This window comes from Paenibacillus cisolokensis, assembly GCF_018403665.1.
Classification (GTDB): Bacteria; Bacillota; Bacilli; order Paenibacillales; family Paenibacillaceae; genus Paenibacillus_AH; species Paenibacillus_AH cisolokensis.
The window spans coordinates 1-18,966 of sequence record NZ_BOVJ01000155.1 but is presented as its reverse complement, the minus strand read 5'-3'; the positions used below and the strand labels follow the sequence as shown (position 1 = coordinate 18,966).

Sequence of the window (18,966 nt, the reverse complement as noted above, 5' to 3'; positions counted from 1 at the left end):
TTCAATCCTTTGCTTCAATTTGCCCGCAGGAATCGCGGATGATCAGCTTCGGCTTCAACAGACGGCTCACCGGACTGAACCGATTCGTACCTTCAATTTTGTCGAACAGGCCTTCGGCCGCCTGCTTTCCCATTTCCAGAAACGGCTGGCGAACCGTCGTCAGCGACGGATAGACCCATTCGGATATCGTAATGTCGTCGAAACCGACGATCGACAGCTCCTCCGGCACCGTCCATCCCTGTTCCTGCGCCGCCCGCAGCGCGCCGATAGCCGTCTCGTCGTTGGAGGCGATGACGGCCGTGAAGCCTCTGACGGCCATAAGACGCTTCATCGCCTCGTAGCCGCCCTGGTTGCTCCAGTCCGATTCGACGACGAGGTCCGGATTGTAGGTCATGCCGAGCCGCTCCATTGCCTGCCGGTAGCCTTTCAGCCGGTACTTGTTCGCGGCCGCATGCGCGGGACCGGCGATGTACGCGACCCGGCGGTGTCCAAGCCCGTGCAAATAAGCGACAATGTCGGCGACGCCGGCCGCATTGTCGACATCGACCGAGAACAGGCCGTCCATCTCCCCGTGATCGCCAATAATCGCGACCGGATAAGTCGTCTCTTTAATCTTCATCAAATCTTCCGGTTCGCGTTTCCGGAAGCTGACGAGGATAAGACCGTCGACCTGGCCCTCGTACAACAGGTTCAGAAATGAAATTTCGTTGTTATAGTTCGAAGTCCAGCTGAGAAAAATACAGTTATATCCTTTCAGCTTGGCGACCTGCTCGATGCCCCGGATGATGCCGGAATAGAAAATGTTCGAAATATCGTCGACGATGACGCCGATCGTGTTCGTTTTGCTCATGACCAGCCGGCGCGCATTGGCGTTGCGGTGAAAATTCAGCTCCCGGATCGCCCGCTCAAGCGCCTCCTGTGTCTCTTTCTTCACCTTCTGTCCGTTCAAATAGCGCGAAACCGTACTTTTGGATGTGCCCGCAAGTCGCGCTACATCATGAATTGTCGGCCCCATTGCCATCCCCCGTTTTCAAAAATAATGGTGCGTATCGCCGTAATAAAATACGCAAATTTCCCTCGAAAACGCGATCATTTCCGGATTCGGAAAATTTGCGAATTCTATTTTGGGAACGTTCCCATTTTCGCGAAAATGAACCGCTTTCAAGTTATGCATGCCATCTGGCACGACTTTTCGGGAACGTTCCCATTTTATTGCGAAAAACAATCTTCGATCGCCTCCATTTGCTTTGGAATGTCCGGCAATCATTAATTCTTACAGCAAAAGCGTGCGAGAACAGCCACCATACAGCGCTTTCCCGCATGCGGCGATCATGCCATGGCGTCGTCATGCCCGGTACGGGCATCATCGACGATTGGCATCACCGGCGCGTGGTTTTATCGATTCGAGGCTCCATCGATGTGTGACTTCATCGACTCGCGGCTTCATGGCATCGAATTTTGGGAACGTTCCCATTTTTCGCAACGAACTATTTATGTCTTGATCTTACCTTGGACCGTCGAATCTGTCAAGCGAGAGAGCGAATGGAAATTTCTAGGATGCGCAAATACGACAAACGGCTTCGCCGCAAACCGGCGAAGCCGTATAACCTCTATTGCCGGCGTCAGCCCAGCACGACCCGGTCGTCCGCCAGCTTCCTGCCGCTGATCCGTTCGAATTCGCCAAGCAGCCGCTCGACGGTCAGATGCTTCTTCTGTTCTTCTTCGATATCGAGAATAATGCGGCCTTTGTCCATCATAATGAGACGGTTGCCGAGACGGATTGCCTGCTCCATGTTGTGCGTCACCATCAGCGTCGTCAGCTTCATTTCGCGGACGATCGAGTCGGTAAGCGCCGTAATCAGCTCGGCCCGGTTCGGGTCGAGCGCCGCCGTATGCTCGTCCAGAAGCAAAATTTGCGGCTTCGTGAACGTCGCCATGAGCAGGCTGAGCGCCTGACGCTCGCCGCCGGACAACAGGCCGACCTTGGCGCCGAGACGATTCTCGAGACCGATGCCGAGACGGCTAAGCTGATCGCGGAACATCTCGCGCTTCTTCCGGTTGACGCCGAAGCGCAAACCGCGGCTCTGTCCGCGCCGGTAAGCCATCGCCAGGTTTTCCTCGATCGTCATATGCGGCGCCGTTCCGGCCATCGGGTCCTGAAAGACGCGGCCGATCCAGCTGCTCCGCTTGAACTCCGGAAGCGCCGTAATGTTCCGCCCGTCGATCCGGATTTCCCCCGTATCCGGCTTCAGCACGCCCGAAATCATATTCATCAGCGTCGATTTGCCCGCTCCGTTGCTGCCGACAATGGTGACGAAATCGCCCGGATTCAGATGAAGGCGGATACCGGCCAGGGCGATCTTCTCGTCGACCGTTCCGGGATTGAACAGCTTCGATACGTTCGAAATTTCCAGCATCAGCGTTCCCCTCCCGCATCCGGCTGCCCGCCCGCGCCCAGCAGCTGGGCCGAACGTTTGCGTGCCGTCTTTTCTGGCTGACCGAACGCTGCATCGACGGGAATACAAGCGCGAAAATAACGATGACGGCGGTAATCAGCTTCACGTCATACGCTTCCAGCCATTCGACCCGCAGCGCCAGCGCGACGACGAGCCGGTAAACGATCGAACCGATCACGACGGCAAGCGTCACCCAAAACACTTTGCGGGCTCCGGTGATCGCCTCTCCGATAATGACCGAAGCGAGTCCGATCACGATCATGCCGATCCCCATCGAAATATCCGCAAAGCCCGACTGCTGGACGATGAGCGCGCCGGAAAGCGCGACGAGACCGTTGGACAGCGAAACGCCGATAATTTTCGTCGTATCGGTATTGGCGCCGAGACTGCGGATCATCCGCTCGTTGTCTCCGGTCGCACGCAGCGCAAGACCCAAGTCGGTATGCAAAAAGCCGTCCAGCAGCAGCTTGATCAGCACGACGACGATAGGCATCATGACGAGCACGGAGATGCCGGAAAACACGGTATCCACGCCGATCAGCGAAATGTTGGGCACGCCCATGATGCGCGTGTTGATCGAATAAAGGGCGATCATCATTAGAATGCCGGACAAAAGCCCGTTGATCTTGCCTTTCGTATGCAGCAGTCCGGTACAGGCGCCCGCCAGCATGCCGCCGGCGAACGCGGCGATCGTCGCCAGCCAGGGCGAGACGTCCTTCGTAATCAGGACGGCGGCGATAGCCCCTCCCGTCGTGAAGCTGCCGTCGACCGTCAAATCGGGAAAATCGAGAATGCGGAACGTTATATAAACCCCGAGCGCCATTAACGCATACAGCAGCCCGAGCTCAAGCGCTCCGGTAATTTGAACCACGAAACCATCACTCCTTCAGAACCGAGAAAAAGGGGGGACGTGAGTATCCGCCCACCCCTTCTGTTGCCGTTTACTCGATGATGTTGTTTTGCTGATCCTGCACGCCGGCTTTCATTTCGTCAGTCACTTCGATACCTTGCTCCTGCGCCGCTTTCAGGTTCAGAATCAGGTCAAGCTTTTCCGGCACGGTAACTTTCATGTCGCCCGGATTCGCGCCGTTTTCAAAATATCGACGGCCATCTCGCCGACTTGGTAGCCATGGTCGTAATATTTGAAGCCGACCGTGGCGAAAGCCCCTTTCTCGACCGTATCGCGGTCGCTGGAGAAGAACGGAATATCGTTCGCGTTGGCAACCTGGATAATCGAATCGACGGCGCTGACGACACGGTTGTCCAGCGTGATGAAGAAAGCGTCCACCCGGCCGACAAGCGATTCGGCGGCCTGCTTCACTTCGGACGAATTGGTAATGGCGGCCTCCACCAGCTCGATACCGTGCTTGGCCAGCGCTTCCTTCGCGTTTTTCGACATGACGACCGCGTTCGGTTCGCCCTTGTTGATAATAATGCCGATTTTTTCACGTTCGGAAAATGTTCCGCGACAAAATCCATCAGCCGGACCGTGGCCTCGGGATTGGTATCCGCAGCGCCGGTAACGTTGCCGCCCGGCTTGTCCATCGAACCGATAATTTTGGCATCGACAGGGTCGGTCACCGCGGCGAACAGCACCGGACGGTCTTTGACCTTCTGTACGACGGCTTGAGCGGAAGGCGTCGCGATCGCCAGCACGAGATCGCTCTTGCTGCCGGCAATTTTTTGCGCGATCGACAGGTTGTTGGTCGAATCGTCCTGCGCGTTGTTTTCATCGATCTTGAGGTTTTCCCCTTCGACGAAGCCGCCGTCTTTCAGTGCAGCCAGAAAGCCGTCGCGGGTCGCGTCGAGCGACGGATGGCTCAAATATTGCGAAATGGAGATCGTATACGTCTTCTGCTCCTGACCGGCACCGGTTCCTTCGGCTCCGCCGCTGCCTCCGCTGGATGAACCGCCTTCTCCAGCCTTGTCCCCGGTTGCGCCGCAAGCCGCGCCGACGACCATCGTGGCGGCAAGCGCCAATGACAACCAAAGCTTCTTTTTCAACCTGATATCCCCTCTCTCGAATTTGGCGTTTCCGGGAAATTCCGACACGTCAAATATGCATTTGCGCAACCTTTCCGCTTTAACGGATAAAAGCCATAACGCGTTGACGCACAACGTTTTTTGGCGCGAAATCCCCTTTATATAACTCTATTATTTACCTATATTAAATGTACCGCGCTTTACCGTCAATTGTTTAATCCCGGAAACTCCACATCTACCGGTTCGTCAGCTTGACCCAGAACCCGCCCTTGAAATGCTTCGGCTCATGCGAGATGACGAATGCCCTGGGCGAAATGCGGTTGATCGTCTCCATCATCCGCCGCTCGTTGCTTCGCTTCACCAGCACCTGCATGACGAGCCGGCCGCCGTCCCTTCCCCGCGCTTCCCAGGACGTGACGCCGTAGCCGAGCTTGCGCAGCTCGTTCGGCAGCTCCATCTGCAGCGAATCGACGATGACCTGCACCACCGTATAGCCGAGCGCCAAATATTCTTCAATGACGCTGCCCAAATAGACGCCCAGCCCGAAACCGATGCAATACGCGATCATGTTGACCGGATTGTCGAGATTTTGCAGAACCAGATTCAAACCGGTCAAATAAATGAACACTTCGATGACCGACATGAGCGCGGCCGCCGCTTTCCGACCTTTGATCGTCAAAATGAGCCTGAGCGTGTAAATCGACACATATGCGACATTGATCCCGACAATCGTTCCGATCAAACCGAGCGATACCATGATGCTTCAACTCTCCTTGTCAAATGCTACTCCTCGAACCGGAACCCTTGCCGGCGCAGCACTTCGCCATGACGTCTGGACGGATAGCGCGTACGCGCCTCCATGTCCCGCGACCAGGTCGTTTGCTTCGTGCCGCCCTTCCTCCCGGCCGCATACTGCCTGTACGTCTCGTCATACCGGCGAATATACGCTTCCTGCCCCGCGGCGTCGTAAGCCTCCCGGTGCAGCACCGCCTCAAGCGGAAGGCGGGGACGGATGTCGGGGTCGTCCGCGGGAACGCCGATGCACATGCCGAAACCGGATAGACGAGCGGCGGGACCTGCAGCAGCTCCGCCACGTCGGACAGCCGGTTGCGGATGCCACCGATATAGACGATGCCGAGACCGAGCGATTCGGCGGCAACCGCGGCGTTCTGGGCGGCAAGCGCGGCGTCGACCGTGCTGACGATAAAATATTCGAGCGTCGGTTCGAACGATCCGCCGTGCATGCGCACCGCTTCGCCGAAGCGGTACAGGTCGGCGCACCAGACAAGAAATACGGGCGCCTGCTCGACATGCCGCTGCCCGCCGGCCCATTCGGCGATTTGGCGCCGTTTGTCGGGATCGTCCACGGCAATGACGCTGTAAGCCTGCATGTTGCTTGAAGTGGACGCCATCTGCGCGCTGCGGATGATCAGCTCAAGCCGCTCCCGGCCGACCGGCTCGTCCGTAAAACGGCGGACGGAGCGGTGCCGAAGCAGCCGTTCGATCGTTTCGTTGGCCGTTGCCATGGATTCATTCCGCCTTTCCTTCATTGAACTGGGGATTCGCCGCTTTCGAGCTGCTGCCGCGAATTGAAATAGAAGCGGTAGCCGAACTGGGCGAACATCAGCGCGGACAGCGCCACGCTGCCGAGCATGCTGAGCATGACCGCAATTTGGTACTCGATTGCGACAAGCGGCGAAGCGCCGCCCAAAATCTGGCCGGTCATCATGCCGGGAAGAAACACGATGCCCATTCCGAGCATCGAATGAATCGTCGGCAGCATCGCATCGTCGAACGCCTGATTGGCGATGTCCCGGCACGCCTGCTTCGGCGTGGCCCCGAGCATAAGCGCCGCCTCGATGTGCGCCCTGCGGCTTTCCATGCCTTCCATCAGCGTATTGACGCCGAGCGCGATCCCGGTCATCGAATTGCCGACGATCATCCCGGCGATCGGAATGACGTAGCGCGGCTCATACCACGGCTCAAGCCCGATGATGACGAGGATAAAATAGGCGATGCTGAACAGGATGCCCGTCATCATCGACAGCGCGATCCATCGCCGCAGCCGGGGGCCGGCCTTGCGCTTCGCCCGATTCAGCACCGTGCGGATCGAGAAGGCGACCATGATGCCGACCAGAACGATCGTATAGAGCGGATGGGCGTTGACGAACACATATTGCAGCAGGTAGCCGACCAGAATGAGCTGCACCGTCATGCGGAAAGCGGCGACGGCAATGTCCCGCTCGCGGTTGATGCCTTTCCACTTGACGATCGCAAGCGGCAGCAGCACGAACAAATAAGCGGCCGCAAGCCGGTACCATTCGAGGTCGATCGGTCCGTTCACGATTTCACCTCTTCCGCCCGGACGACCCGTCCGGCCCGAACTTCGATGAGAAATTCGGCAAACGAGCGGACGACGGACGGCGAATGGGTAACCATGACGATCGTCCGGCCGCCGGCCTTCATTCGCCGCACAAGCCGGGCCATCACTTCCAGCGAGGTCCGTTCGTCGAGCGCCGACGTCGGCTCGTCCATAAGCCACACTTCCGGCTCCATCAGCAGCACGCGCGCCAGCGCCAGCCGCTGCTTCTCGCCCCCGGACAGCGTATCCGTCCTGTCGTCCGGCTCCTTGCGCAGGCAGACCGTCTCCAGCGCTTCGCGCAGCGCCTCCGCCGATGCCGGCGGCCGGCCGGAAAAGCCGAGCCCGGCCTGCAAATTGTCGCGCACGGTGGAGCCGAACAGGACCGCGTTTTGCGGCGACATAATGACGCGCCGGCGCAGCGCCACGAGATCTACGGCGGACAACGGCTCGCCTCTTACATAGATTTCCCCCGAGTCGTAAGGCATCATGCCGTTGAGCAGCTTCAGCAGCGTCGTTTTGCCGCTGCCGCTCTCTCCTGTCATGCAGACGACTCGGCCTTCGGGAATCGCCAGCTCGTCGACAGCCAGTACGCCTGCCGCCCTTATTTCCTTCAGTCTGAACACGAGCGTTTCATTCCTCCGCTTCTTGCCGGTGAATGGTTGCTCATTTAGTATAACGCATGGACCCGTCTTGGACAAAAGGGGAAGCCGGCGCCTGCGGAAAAAAGGGGGAAGCGGACCGCCAGGCCCGGCGGCGTGCGCATGGCGGCGTCCGTACGGCGCAACGCAGACAGGCCGCGCCGGACGCCCGAAGGCGCGGCGCGGCCCGGCTGCGGCCTCGTCTGCGGCTGTTGGCGGCCCGGCTGCGGCCCCCGTTTGCGGCCCGGCTGCGGCCCGTTTGCGGTTCGGCTGTGGCCGTTGGCGGCACGTTGCGACCCTGCTACGGCCGGTCTGTGACCATTTTGTGGCCTTGTCTGTGGCCGGCTCCGACCCGTTCGCGGTCGTCTGCGGCCCGGCCACGACCCGGCTGCGGCCCCCGTTTACGGCCGGCTGCATCCCGTTCGCGGCCCAGAGCCGGCCGCGCATTATGCGCGCAGCGTCCGCAGCCGCGGATACAAATCGCGCAGCCTGGCGTACAGCTCGCGGAATAGACTGTATCCCGCGAGCACCCGCTCGCGGTCGGCCTGCGGCACGATCTCGCGGACCTCCCCGGCGAACCGGCGCCGCGCATCGGCATAGCCGGAATAGATGCCGGCCGCCACGCCGGCCGACATCGCCGCTCCGAGGGACGTCGCCTCCTCCGTCTGCGCCGGCACGCGGATCGGCGCGTCCAGGGCGGAGGCGATAATCGCGCGCCAGGCCGGACTTTTCATGCCGCCGCCGATAACCGTATAGCAAGCGGCGGGCTCCCGCCCCTGCAGCGGCTCGGCGATCGACCGGAGCGCATAGCCGACGCCCTCCATAACGGCGCGCAGCATATGGAAACGGGTATGACGGGCGTCCAGCCCGAAAAACAGACCGCGCGCCTCCTCGTCCCATATCGGGGACCGCTCGCCCAGCAAGTACGGGTGGAACAGGAGGCCGTCCGAACCCCAGGGAATCCGGGCGATTTCATCCTCGATCAGTCCGTAAGGCGATTGGCCGTCCCGTTCCGCCAGCAGCGCCTCGCGCGAGCCGAGCTCGCGCATTGCCCACTGATGGGCGGCGCCGGCCGTCTGCATCGTCCCGAGTGCATAGTACAATCCCGCCTCCGGGCCGCACATCGTGAAGATCCGCTTCTCCTTGTCCGCGATCGGCGAGGCGGAAGCCCGCGACACCCAGGCCGTCGTCCCCAGATAGACATAAGCGTCCCCCGGCGCGATCGCGCCGGCGCCGAGCGCGGCGCAAGAGCCGTCGCCGCCGCCGAGCACGACCGGCGTCCCGGCGGCCAGCCCGGTCGCCGCCGCCGCTTCCGCCGTCACACCTCCCGCCACTGTCGCCGACGAGACGATATCGGGCAGCTTCGCCCGGTCGATAGCGAAAGCCGACAAAATGTCGTCGTCCCAGCGGCAGCTGCCGATGGCGAACATACCCGACAGCGAAGCGTCGGAGAAATCGGTGATGCCGAGCGTTCCGGACATGCGAAAGACCAAATAGTCTTTGGGCTGCAGGAAATACGCCGCCGCGCGATACGTATCGGGGCGGTTCCGTTTCAGCCACATCAGCTTGAGCAGCGGGTAATGGCTGTCGATCCGGTTGCCGGTCCGCTCGTAGAAACGGTCCTCGTCCATCCGGGCGAACGCCTCGGACTCCAACCCGGCGCTGCGGGTGTCCGCATGAATGATCGCCCGTCCGAGCGGACGGCCGGACCGGTCCACCGGGCAGACGCCCATCATATGGGCGCTGAAGCCGACCGCGGCGATTGCGGACGGCTCGACGCGCTCCAGGACGGCGCGCGTCGTCCGTACGACCGCGTCCCACCAATCGTCGGGATGCTGCTCGGCCTCGCCGCGGTCGCCATAATGCGTCGGATAAGACAGAGACGCCGTAGCTACCGCTTGTCCGTTCAAGTCAAACACCGAGCATTTGTGGCCGGATGTTCCCAAATCATGCGCCATGATGTAGCGTGACATCGTCAAGCCTCCCTTGTCAGCCTCGTCCTGTAATTCCGTCAAAGCGCGAATGGCCGGCTCCGGCCGGGGGAACGACAGATCCCCTGCAGCCGGAACCGGCCAGCCGCTTCCGCTTGCGCCGGTTCGTTACAAACCGGCTTCCTTCCAGTCCCGCAAGAAGCCTTCCAGTCCGATATCGGTCATCGGGTGCTTCATCATCGCCGCCCATACCGAGTACGACGTCGTCACCGCGTGCACGCCGAGGTTCAGCATATCGAGCACCTGCTGCGGCCCGCGGACGCTGGCGGCGATCACCTTCGTCGGCAAGCCGAGACGGGCGAACGTCTCGACGATGCCGCCGATCAGCGTCGCGCCGGACCATGCCACATCGTCAACCCGCCCAAGATAGGGACTGACATACCGGACGCCCGCTTTGGCCGCCAGCACCGCCTGCCCGACCGAGTAGACGAGCGTCATGTTCGTCTCGATTCCTTCCTTGGACAGGCGGCTCGCCGCCTTGACGCCTTCGGCGCCCATCGGCAGCTTGACGACGACGCGATCCGCCCAATTCCGGAACATGCGGGCTTCCTCCACCATCGTGTCGGCGTCCGTGCCGATGACTTCGCACCAGACTTTGCCCGGCGTCTCCCGGGCGATCTCCCGGATCAATTCCTCGAAACCGCGCTTCTCGCGGGCGACGATCGACGGGTTGGTCGTCACGCCCTCCAGAATGCCCCATGACATCGCTTCTTTAATTTGCGCCAGATCCGCCGTGTCGATATAAAATTCCATTGCGGCCTCCTCTTCTGCTGCCGTTCGGATATTCCTTTCTTGCCTTCATTCCTTCAATCTTACTCGTACAGCACCGCTTTGATCTCTTCGTCATCCATGTTCGACTTGTCGTAATAGAAGAAGCCCGTGTCGATGTTCGGCTCGACCTTCTCGCCTTTCGCCGCCGCAACGGCCGCCTTCACCGTTTCATAACCGATGCCGATCGGGTTTTGCGTAATCGCGCCGGCCATCTCGCCGTTGCGGATGGCATCGATTTGCTGCTTGCCGGAGTCATAGCCGATGATGACGATTTTGCCCTGCTTATTCATCTCTTTCACCGCATTCAGGACGCCGATGGCCGAGCCTTCGTTGGCGCCGAAAAAGCCTTTCAGATTCGGATGAGCCTGCATAATCGCTTTCGCCAGGTCGGTCGATTTCAGATGGTCGCCGCCGCCGTACTGAATGTCGACGATTTTAATGTTCGGATACTTCTCCTCGATCCGATTTTTGAACCCGTCGCGGCGGTCGACGCCGGTGCGGCTCGTCTGGTCGTGCACGATCATGGCGACTTCGCCTTCGCCGCCGATCAGCTCGGCCATTTTGTCAGCGGCCAGAGCGGCTGCGGCGATATTGTCGGTAGCGGCCGTGGCGACCGGGATGTCGCTCTCGACGCCGGAATCGAAGGCGATGACCGGGATGTTGTTCGCCTTCGCCTGCTGCAGCAGCGGAATGGACGCCTTGCTGTCGAGCGCCGCGAAGCCGATGGCAGCCGGTTTTTTGTCCAGCGCGACCTGCAGCATTTCGATCTGCTTGTCGACCTGGGATTCGGATTCCGGTCCTTCGAATGTAATTTCCACATCCAGCTCCGCGGCCGCCTTCTCGGCGCCCTGCTTGACCGCTTGCCAAAATTGGTGCTGGAATCCTTTGGACACGATCGGAATGTACATTTTTCCGCTGTTGCCGCCGGAAGCGCTTTCTCCTCCGGGAGCGCTTTCCGAATTGCTCCCGCATGCGGCCATAAGCGACGCGAACAGCGCAAGCGCCGACGCGACCGTGACGAATTTGCCGAATGTTCTTTTCTTCATCCTTAGTCTCCCCTTTTCGCAATATATACAGATAATGATCCGTTGCCGCCAGTTGAAAGCGGCATTTGCATCCGCCGCCCGTCATGCCGATGACGGCGGATAGCTGCGCCGGACCGTTACGCCGATTTGCGGCGACGCAAAATATCCGTGTACACCGCAAGCAGAATGACCAGGCCGACGACGACCGTCTGCCATTCCTGCGGAACCGACAAGATGCGAAGCCCGTTCGTCAATACGCTCATAATCAGGGCGCCGATCACCGTTCCGGTAATCGTCCCTTTGCCGCCGCTCAGCGAGGTGCCGCCGATGACGACGGCCGCGATCGCTTCCAGCTCATAGCCCTGGCCGAGAGCGGGATTCGCCGAGTTCAGCCGCGAAGCGATCAGCACACCCGCGAGGCCGGTGAATGTCCCGGTAATCGTGTAGATGACGATTTTCCAGAAGTTGACGTTGACCCCGGACAGCCGGGTCGCTTCCTCATTGCTGCCGAGCGCGAAGTTGTATCTTCCGATAATCGTCCGGGACAGCAAGATGCTGCCGATAATGGCTGCGCCGAAAAAGATGAAGACGGCAAACGGCACGCCGAACACGCTGCCAAGCGAAATTTTCGAAAAGCCTTCCGCATGCTTATCCGTGAAGTAGATCGGCTTCGCGCCGGAGATGACAAGCGCCAGCCCTTTGGCGACCATCATCATCGCCAGCGTAGCGATGAACGGCGGAATTTTCAGCTTCGAGACGAACACGCCCGACAAAAAGCCGCACAGCGCGCCGGTCAGAATGCCGCCTATTACGCCGATCGGCACCGGCATCCCCCAGAAGGTGATGAACACCCCGGTCATGACGGCGCTGAGCGTCATAACGGTACCGACCGACAAATCGATGCCGCCGGTAATAATGACGAAGGTGGAGCCGAGCGCCAGCACGCCGATAACCGCCGTCGACATTAAGATGCCGACGATATTGGAAAATTGCAGAAAATTGCTCGAAGATACCGAAAATACGATAATAAGGACGATCAGGCTGGCGAAAGCCAGCAGCTGCTGAAGCGCTCCCGAAGGGATACGGGAACGGGATGCCTTGTTCGTTGCGACAGACGGATTCATGTCCGGTTTCCCCCTTTGTATGGTCTTGCTTACGCCATGTGCTTCGTGGCCAGCCGCATGATGCTCTCCTGCGACGCTTCATCGTGCCTGAGTTCGCCGGTGATGCGCCCTTCGCACATGACGATGACGCGATGGCTCATGCGCAATATTTCCGGCAGTTCCGACGAAATCATGATGATCGACTTGCCTTGCGCGGCAAGCTCGTCGAGCAGCTTGTAAATTTCGCTTTTGGCGCCGACATCGATGCCTCTGGTCGGCTCGTCGAAGATCAGGATGTCGCAGTTGCGGGCCAGCCATTTGGCGATGACGACTTTCTGCTGGTTGCCGCCGGACAGAAACTTGACTTTCTGGCCGATTCCCGGCGTCTTGACCCGAAGCTTCTCCACCATTTGCTCCGCCGACCTGGCGATCGCTCCGTCCTTCATCATGCCTAGCGGACCGGCGAACGAACGGTAGGAGGCGATGGCGACGTTCGTCTTGACATCCATATCGACGATGCAGCCGAAACGTTTGCGGTCCTCGGACAAATAGCCGATGCCGTGGCGAACCGCGTCGTACGGACTGCGCAGCGTCACCTGCTTGCCGCGGATGTAAATTTCGCCCGAGTCGATCGGGTCCGCCCCGAAAACCGCTCTCGCCACTTCGGTCCGTCCCGCCCCGACCAGGCCGGCGAATCCGAGAATTTCGCCTTTGCGCAGCTGAAAATGGATATTTTTGAGCGTTTTGCCCCGGTTCAGCCCTTTCACTTCGAGCACGACCTCGCCGCTGTCAGATACGATGTCCGTACGGACGCTGTGGTAAAACTCGCGGCCGACCATCATCGAGATGATTTGATCGGCAGTCACGTCGGCCGTATTCACCGTATCGATGTAGGCGCCGTCGCGCATGACCGTAATGCGGTCCGTAATCCGCTTTAATTCGTCCATCCGGTGGGAAATATAAACGATTCCCACCCCTTCCCGGCGGAGCTGCTCCACGATGGCGAACAGGTCTTCGATCTCCGAATCGCTGAGCGCCGCCGTCGGTTCGTCCATAATGAGCACCTGGGCATTGAACGACAGCGCCTTGGCGATTTCCACCATCTGCTGCTTGGCCACCGTCAGTTCGGAGACGGGCGTGCGGGGGCTGACGTTCAAGTGCAGCCGGTCCAGCAGCTCCTGCGCCATCCGTTCCTGACGCTTCTCATCGATGAACAGCCCGGCCAGACGCGGCTCGCGGCCGATAAAGATGTTCTGCGCGACGGTCAGATCCTGCGCCAGGTTCAGCTCCTGGTGAATCATGATAATGCCCGCGTCCTGCGCCGCTTTCGTATTCGCCGGCGCAAACTCGCGGCCTTTGTACTGGATCGTACCGGAATCCTTCGTATATACGCCGGTCAGCACTTTCATCATCGTCGACTTGCCTGCGCCGTTCTCGCCGACCAGCGCGTGCACTTCGCCGGCGCGCAGCTCGAACCGGCACCGGTCGAGCGCCTTGACCCCGGGAAACGATTTGCTGATCTCTTCCATCCGGACCAATATTTCGCTCATGCGATCACCTCGTTCATTCTTCGCTGCCGGTGGTATCGAATCCGGGTGCGATTTCGAAATTTGCTTTCTGTTCCCTAATTGTAAGCGGATACAGCCGATTGAAAAATAGAATAACTTCCACAAAAAGTCGAATATCTTATTTTCATGCAAAAGAAAAAAAGCTACTCTCCCACAAAGGGGAAAAGCAGCTTCTGATTTTCGTCCTCGTACATATTCGCCTTCGTAATGACGACAGCGCCGGTGTCGATCACGCGCGGCACCTTCTCGCCCCGAATCGCCTGAACCGCGGTTTTGACGCCCAGATACCCCATATTGAAAGGCCGCTGCACGACCGTCGCCTGCATGACCCCTTCCTCGAGCAGCTTCACCTCTTCGATCGAGCTGTCGAAGCCGACAAGCTTGACGCGGCCGGCGGCACCGGCGTCGCGAAGCGCTTTGCCGGGACCGACCGAAGACGCCTCGTTCAGCCCGACGATGCCTTTCAGATCGGGATGCTCCTTCAGCAGTTCCAGCGTCATTTCGTAGGCTTTGCGCTCGATGCCGTCGCTGTAGAAGGTGCCGACGATTTCAACGCCCGGCGTCGCTTCCAGCACGTTGCGCACGCCTCTCTCCCGGTCCAGCTGCGTCGCCGTCCATTGGACGTAGCTGATAATGGCGACTTTGCCGCCGCGGCCGGCCAGTTCCTCCGCCATCAAACCGCCGATCTTCTCCCCTGCCGCCACATTGTCCGTCGCGATAAAGCTTTTCGGCACATCGCTGTTGATCCCCGAGTCGGCCATAATGAGCGGTATGCCGGCGTCGCCGGCCTGCCGGGCTGCCGGCACAAGCCGGTTGAAGTCGGTGGCCGCCAGGACGATCGCGTCCGGCTTCCGGGCGACTGCCGCCTCCATCATCGCAATCTGTTCGTCGATATCGGTTTCCTTCTCAGGCCCGATCACCTCGATGTCGGCATCGAATTCTTTGGCCGCCGTCTCCGCTCCGTCCGCGAATACTTGCCAAAACTCCATCGACTTCGATTCTTTAATAATGACCGTAATGCGCGGCTTGCCGTTCCCGCCGCTTAAATCCGCAAAGCGGACCGCCGCATAGCAGAAGGCCGCCCCCGCGGCCGCCAGCGCCAGCAGCGCCAGCAGCCTGCCCAATCGTCCGAATCTGGCTGTCACCGCGACTCCTCCTTTCCGCCGGACGCCCCGTCGGAATCCGCCGGTCCCGCCTCGGATTGCTGCCCGCTGTCCGCCGCGCGTTCGCCCGCACCCGGCTGCTCGCCGTCTTCTCGGCGCTCCGTCTCGGACGGCTGCCCGCTGTTCGCCGCATGTTCGCCCGCATCCGGCTCGATCGCCGGAATGGTCACCGTTACCGTCGTGCCGACCTCCGGCTCGCTCTCGTAGGACAGACCGAAGTCTCTGCCGAAATGCAGCTGAATCCGCGCGTGCACGTTCGCGACGCCGATGCCTCTCCCTTCGGCCTTCCGGCCGTCCGGCCGCAATATCCGGCCAAGCGTCTCCTCGTCCATGCCGACGCCGTCGTCCGCGACCCGAAACACGATCCGGTCGCCGATTCGTTCGCCGGTGATATGGATGAGACCGCTGCCGTATTTGTTTTTCAACCCGTGGTAAATCGCGTTTTCCACGAGCGGCTGCAGCAGCACCTTGATCGTCCGGCAGTCGAGAATGGCGGGATCGACCTCGATGCGGTAATCGATCTTGTGTTTGTAGCGCATCTTCTGGATCGTCAAATAGTTCGTGATATGTTCGATCTCCGTCCGGATCGGCACCAGCTCCTGGTCCTTGCTGATCGAGCTGCGGAACAAGCGGGCCAGCGCGGACGTCATGAGCACGACTTCCTCCGACTTCTTCGCTTCGGCCATCCAGATGATCGAATCGAGCGTATTGTACAGAAAATGCGGATTGATCTGCGCCTGCAGCGCGTTAAGCTCGCTTTGCCGCTTGAATTCCTGCTCTCGCACCACCTGGCTCATCAATTCCTTGATCTGGGCCACCATCATATTAAAGGTGCGGGCAAGCAGGCCGATTTCGCGCTGGCTGTCCGGCGGCACGTAAATGTCCAGATTGCCGCGCTCGACCTCCCGCATCCGCTCCTGCAGCCGCTTGATCGGCCGCGACAGCTTGCGGGACAGCAGCACCGACAGCGCGATCGCGACGAGCAGGCAAAAACTGCCCCACAAGACCAGCGACAAATCCATCTGCCGCTTGTTGCCGACCAGCTCGCTGACATACGAAACGCCGACGATTTTCCAGCCGAATCCCGTATCCTGTATCGTGTAGATCCGGCTCTGCTTCCCTTCGTCCGTCATGAAGCTGCCGCTGCCCTGGCGCAGCACGTCGTCAACCCGTTCGCTCTTCAAGCCGCTGTATACGAGCTGCTGCTGGGGATGGTACACGAGATTGCCGTCGTGGCTGACGATGAAGACATAGCCCCGCTGCCCCAAATCGATTTGCGTCAGCATATCGTTCATGACGTTGAAATTGAGGTCGACAAGCAAAATGCCGACGCCCGTGCCGTCCTCACGCTGGAGCTCGCGGCTGAGCGATACGACCCAGCGGTATTCGTCCTTGAATATCGGCTGGACATGCGACGACGAGATGACGACGTCGCCATCGGCGGCTTTGGCCAGCTTGTACCATGACTGCCCGGCGATGCTGACGTACGGATTGAGCACCGCGTCCCGCCGGTCGGAGACGAACGAACCGTCATAGCCGAAAATGTTAATCGAGGCGATATCCTTCCGGGAAATGAGAATGGAATGAAAAAACTCCGAAATCCGCTCCTCGGTCTCCTTCCGCTTCTCCTTCGGCATCGAATCGGCGCCCGCAATGTACGAGCGGACATCGCGGTTGTTCAGCGCCAGCGACGATATCGTGTGCATATTGTCGACATAGGTCCGGATGTTCGCGTTAACCTGGCGGACCAGCTCCGCCGTATAGTCTTCCGCGGTCATTCTGACCGCCGACGTGGACAAGCGGTAGGCGATAAAGCTGAGCAGCAGCACCGTCAGCAGAATGAGGCTCGCGAACGCCGCCGCCATGTTGGTCTGAATGCTTTTGAACGGTAACCATTTCATGCGCGCCATCACTCCGAAGCCGCTTTCTGCCGATGTTCCTTCGGCGTCTCCCCGGTCGCCTTCTTAAAAATCATGCTGAAATAATGCGGGTCCTTATAACCTACCCTGGCCGCGATTTCGTAAGTCTTCAAATCGGAAAATTTAAGCAACTCCTTCGCTTTGGCGATTCGTTCGGCCGTTACATATTCAATGAACGTCTTGCCGGTATGCCGCTTGAATTCGGCGCTGAAATAGCTCGTGCTCATATGCAGATGCTGGCAAATCGCCTTGAGCGACAGCTCCGGATCGCCGTAACGTTCCCGAATATACGTTTCCGCGTTCAACATTTGCAGCCGGCAAAAATCGGTCCGGGCCGCGGCTACCGCGGCGATCGCGCGGCGGCAAGCCGCCTTCAGCCATTCTTCGATCTCGTCGAGCGTCTTGCGGGCGTAAACGTCGGCAAACGGATTCGTCCCGCGGCCGAACAGCTCCGTCTCGTCTCCGCCGAGCTCGGCAACGGTCTGAATCAGCGCGATGATCAATTTCTGAATCTGGATATAACAGCGTTCGACGGTCGGAAACGCCGTTCGCAAATGGGCGAACGTCTCCGTTATCGCCTCGTCCGCTTCTTCGCCGTTGCCGGTGCGGATGCCGGATACGAGCTTTCGTTCCCATTTCGCCGTATCGAAAAACCGGGCACTCTCCCGGCCTTCCATATCCGTAATGCTGATGACGCGGTTATCACCGAGCAGCAGCCGGTATTCCAGCGCCGTCACGGCGTCCAGATACGAACGGCGCAGCTCCTGCAGCGCGCCGACCGAACGGCCGATGCCGACCGTCACCGTAATATTCAGATACGTCTCCGCCGCATCGCGAACCCGTTCGGCCAGCTGCTGCGCGCGCTCCTCCAATTCGTCGGACGGGAAGCCGGACAAGACGGCGAGCACCCGTTCCTCGCGGCTGCGGAATACCGCCGACCGGGCTTGCTTTCCCGCCAATTCCTGCACGATGTTGAACACGGCGAAGCGCAGCAGCTCCCGGTCTTCGGCGCCGTCGCGCTCCCGGAAGCGGTCGGGGTCGACCGCGAGCACGATATAGTCCGGGCCGTCAAGCCCGATCCCGAAATAGGCGAGCCTCTCTTCCGCTTCCCCGCTGCGCATGCCCGTGATGACGAGCCGCTCGAGAAAGCGCTCCCGAAGCAGCGGAAAGCTTTCGTTCAGCTGCCGGCGCAGCCGGTCCATATCCTCCAGCCGGGAACGCTCCTCATCCAGCTCCGTCCGCAGCCGATCCAGCAGCGCACGAAGCTCGGCCGCCGTAATCGGCTTCATAATATAATCGTCCGCTCCGAGCTTGACCGCCTGCCGGGCGTATTCGAAATCGTCATATCCGGTCAGAAAGACGATCCGGCAGCGGGGATGCTCCTCCGCCAGCCGGCGGGCCATCTCCAGACCGTCCATGAACGGCATTGAAATATCGGTAAGCACGACGTCGGGACGATGCCTGATCGCCGCCTCAAGCGCTTCCATTCCGTTTTCGCAATGGCCGACGCAGTTGAAACCGTGGCTGTTCCAGTCAATCAGCTCAAGAATCATCTCCCGGACGACCGCTTCGTCGTCCACGATCAGGATGTCATACATGGAAACCGCCCCTCTCTGTTGGCTGATGCATCGCGCAAAAATGGACCATTGGCGAATGTAAACCTTTTCACATTCAAATTGTACACAAAGAAAGGACCGGCGGACAACTGGCAAATTGCAGTTCAGCCTGTTATCGCAAGATGCTTTAAAGGATGACATTAATGCCTGTCCGGACATTGACCGATATAGAGACCGCGAAGTTTCATTAGGGAAGGGAAAAATTCTCTCGAAAAAGGAAAAGAACGCCCCCGTGTGGATGAGGAACTGCTGCAACCGTACTTCCCGGCAAACACGGCAAACACGGCGATCTTTTCGCCCGGGGCACATTTGGCTTGGTGCGCCGAATGAACAAAACCTGCAAAAATCTGGCTGTTGGGAAACCCCATTTT

General features: G+C 59.7%; 15 protein-coding genes and 3 pseudogenes. All 18 read right to left on the bottom strand.

The window, feature by feature from the left end; genetic code table 11:
• Nucleotide 1 precedes the first annotated feature (1 nt).
• Nucleotides 2-1,015 carry a LacI family DNA-binding transcriptional regulator gene (locus tag PACILC2_RS19865; protein ID WP_160327779.1) on the bottom strand — a complete coding sequence of 338 codons (1,014 nt, stop codon included), beginning with the start codon at nucleotides 1,013-1,015 and terminating at the stop codon, nucleotides 2-4.
• Between the two features lie 607 nt (nucleotides 1,016-1,622).
• Nucleotides 1,623-2,417, bottom strand: coding sequence for an ABC transporter ATP-binding protein (locus tag PACILC2_RS19860; RefSeq protein ID WP_062492064.1), 795 nt, complete (start codon nucleotides 2,415-2,417; stop codon nucleotides 1,623-1,625).
• A pseudogene (locus PACILC2_RS19855) lies at nucleotides 2,417-3,279 on the bottom strand (ABC transporter permease). Before PACILC2_RS19855 ends, PACILC2_RS19860 begins: the two are co-directional and overlap by 1 nt.
• Before the next feature lie 118 nt (nucleotides 3,280-3,397).
• A pseudogene (locus PACILC2_RS19850) lies at nucleotides 3,398-4,460 on the bottom strand (ABC transporter substrate-binding protein).
• 214 nt (nucleotides 4,461-4,674) lie between these two features.
• The gene (locus PACILC2_RS19845) at nucleotides 4,675-5,196 is read right to left on the bottom strand and encodes a DUF2179 domain-containing protein (protein WP_062492062.1); all 522 of its coding nucleotides are present in this window, start codon (nucleotides 5,194-5,196) and stop codon (nucleotides 4,675-4,677) included.
• Nucleotides 5,197-5,222: 26 nt separating this feature from the next.
• Nucleotides 5,223-5,486 (bottom strand): hypothetical protein, encoded by a 264-nt coding sequence (locus PACILC2_RS29920; protein WP_504739388.1) that lies wholly within the window; start codon nucleotides 5,484-5,486, stop codon nucleotides 5,223-5,225.
• Between the two features lie 62 nt (nucleotides 5,487-5,548).
• Nucleotides 5,549-5,965: pseudogene (locus PACILC2_RS29915) on the bottom strand (nitroreductase family protein); the annotation flags it as partial.
• Nucleotides 5,966-5,985: 20 nt separating this feature from the next.
• Nucleotides 5,986-6,783, bottom strand: coding sequence for an ABC transporter permease (locus PACILC2_RS19835; protein ID WP_213530353.1), 798 nt, complete (start codon nucleotides 6,781-6,783; stop codon nucleotides 5,986-5,988).
• The gene (locus PACILC2_RS19830) at nucleotides 6,780-7,424 is read right to left on the bottom strand and encodes an ABC transporter ATP-binding protein (protein WP_213530351.1); all 645 of its coding nucleotides are present in this window, start codon (nucleotides 7,422-7,424) and stop codon (nucleotides 6,780-6,782) included. Before PACILC2_RS19830 ends, PACILC2_RS19835 begins: the two co-directional genes overlap by 4 nt.
• Nucleotides 7,425-7,885: 461 nt before the next feature.
• Nucleotides 7,886-9,412 (bottom strand): xylulokinase, encoded by a 1,527-nt coding sequence (locus PACILC2_RS19825; protein ID WP_213530349.1) that lies wholly within the window; start codon nucleotides 9,410-9,412, stop codon nucleotides 7,886-7,888.
• Nucleotides 9,413-9,538: 126 nt separating this feature from the next.
• Complete coding sequence (gene fsa, locus PACILC2_RS19820) at nucleotides 9,539-10,183, bottom strand: fructose-6-phosphate aldolase (protein ID WP_213530347.1); 645 nt, start codon at nucleotides 10,181-10,183, stop codon at nucleotides 9,539-9,541.
• A 59-nt stretch (nucleotides 10,184-10,242) separates the two neighbouring features.
• Nucleotides 10,243-11,247, bottom strand: coding sequence for an ABC transporter substrate-binding protein (locus tag PACILC2_RS19815; RefSeq protein WP_062492047.1), 1,005 nt, complete (start codon nucleotides 11,245-11,247; stop codon nucleotides 10,243-10,245).
• A gap of 116 nt (nucleotides 11,248-11,363) precedes the next feature.
• Nucleotides 11,364-12,350, bottom strand: coding sequence for an ABC transporter permease (locus tag PACILC2_RS19810; protein WP_062492045.1), 987 nt, complete (start codon nucleotides 12,348-12,350; stop codon nucleotides 11,364-11,366).
• Between the two features lie 29 nt (nucleotides 12,351-12,379).
• On the bottom strand, nucleotides 12,380-13,879 hold the full coding sequence (locus PACILC2_RS19805; RefSeq protein ID WP_062492043.1) for a sugar ABC transporter ATP-binding protein: 1,500 nt from the start codon (nucleotides 13,877-13,879) through the stop codon (nucleotides 12,380-12,382).
• 161 nt (nucleotides 13,880-14,040) lie between these two features.
• The gene (locus PACILC2_RS19800; protein WP_213530345.1) at nucleotides 14,041-15,042 is read right to left on the bottom strand and encodes a substrate-binding domain-containing protein; all 1,002 of its coding nucleotides are present in this window, start codon (nucleotides 15,040-15,042) and stop codon (nucleotides 14,041-14,043) included.
• Nucleotides 15,039-16,961: a cache domain-containing sensor histidine kinase gene (locus PACILC2_RS19795; protein ID WP_213530343.1), complete on the bottom strand. Its 1,923-nt coding sequence runs from the start codon at nucleotides 16,959-16,961 to the stop codon at nucleotides 15,039-15,041. Before PACILC2_RS19795 ends, PACILC2_RS19800 begins: the two co-directional genes overlap by 4 nt.
• Before the next feature lie 8 nt (nucleotides 16,962-16,969).
• Nucleotides 16,970-18,577: a response regulator gene (locus tag PACILC2_RS19790; protein WP_213530341.1), complete on the bottom strand. Its 1,608-nt coding sequence runs from the start codon at nucleotides 18,575-18,577 to the stop codon at nucleotides 16,970-16,972.
• A 158-nt stretch (nucleotides 18,578-18,735) separates the two neighbouring features.
• Nucleotides 18,736-18,966: hypothetical protein (locus tag PACILC2_RS19785; protein ID WP_213530339.1), on the bottom strand; the 231-nt coding region annotated here is incomplete at its 5' end.

What these genes read in the sequence shown, in the direction of transcription:
- fsa (WP_213530347.1), bottom strand. Translation starts at nt 10,183, where the DNA reads ATGGAATTTTATATCGACACGGCGGATCTGGCGCAAATTAAAGAAGCG.
- PACILC2_RS19790 (WP_213530341.1), bottom strand. Translation starts at nt 18,577, where the DNA reads ATGTATGACATCCTGATCGTGGACGACGAAGCGGTCGTCCGGGAGATG.
- PACILC2_RS19865 (WP_160327779.1), bottom strand. Translation starts at nt 1,015, where the DNA reads ATGGGGCCGACAATTCATGATGTAGCGCGACTTGCGGGCACATCCAAA.
- PACILC2_RS19860 (WP_062492064.1), bottom strand. Translation starts at nt 2,417, where the DNA reads ATGCTGGAAATTTCGAACGTATCGAAGCTGTTCAATCCCGGAACGGTC.
- PACILC2_RS29920 (WP_504739388.1), bottom strand. Translation starts at nt 5,486, where the DNA reads ATGTGCATCGGCGTTCCCGCGGACGACCCCGACATCCGTCCCCGCCTT.
- PACILC2_RS19825 (WP_213530349.1), bottom strand. Translation starts at nt 9,412, where the DNA reads ATGTCACGCTACATCATGGCGCATGATTTGGGAACATCCGGCCACAAA.
- PACILC2_RS19795 (WP_213530343.1), bottom strand. Translation starts at nt 16,961, where the DNA reads ATGAAATGGTTACCGTTCAAAAGCATTCAGACCAACATGGCGGCGGCG.
- PACILC2_RS19845 (WP_062492062.1), bottom strand. Translation starts at nt 5,196, where the DNA reads ATGGTATCGCTCGGTTTGATCGGAACGATTGTCGGGATCAATGTCGCA.
- PACILC2_RS19815 (WP_062492047.1), bottom strand. Translation starts at nt 11,247, where the DNA reads ATGAAGAAAAGAACATTCGGCAAATTCGTCACGGTCGCGTCGGCGCTT.
- PACILC2_RS19810 (WP_062492045.1), bottom strand. Translation starts at nt 12,350, where the DNA reads ATGAATCCGTCTGTCGCAACGAACAAGGCATCCCGTTCCCGTATCCCT.
- PACILC2_RS19805 (WP_062492043.1), bottom strand. Translation starts at nt 13,879, where the DNA reads ATGAGCGAAATATTGGTCCGGATGGAAGAGATCAGCAAATCGTTTCCC.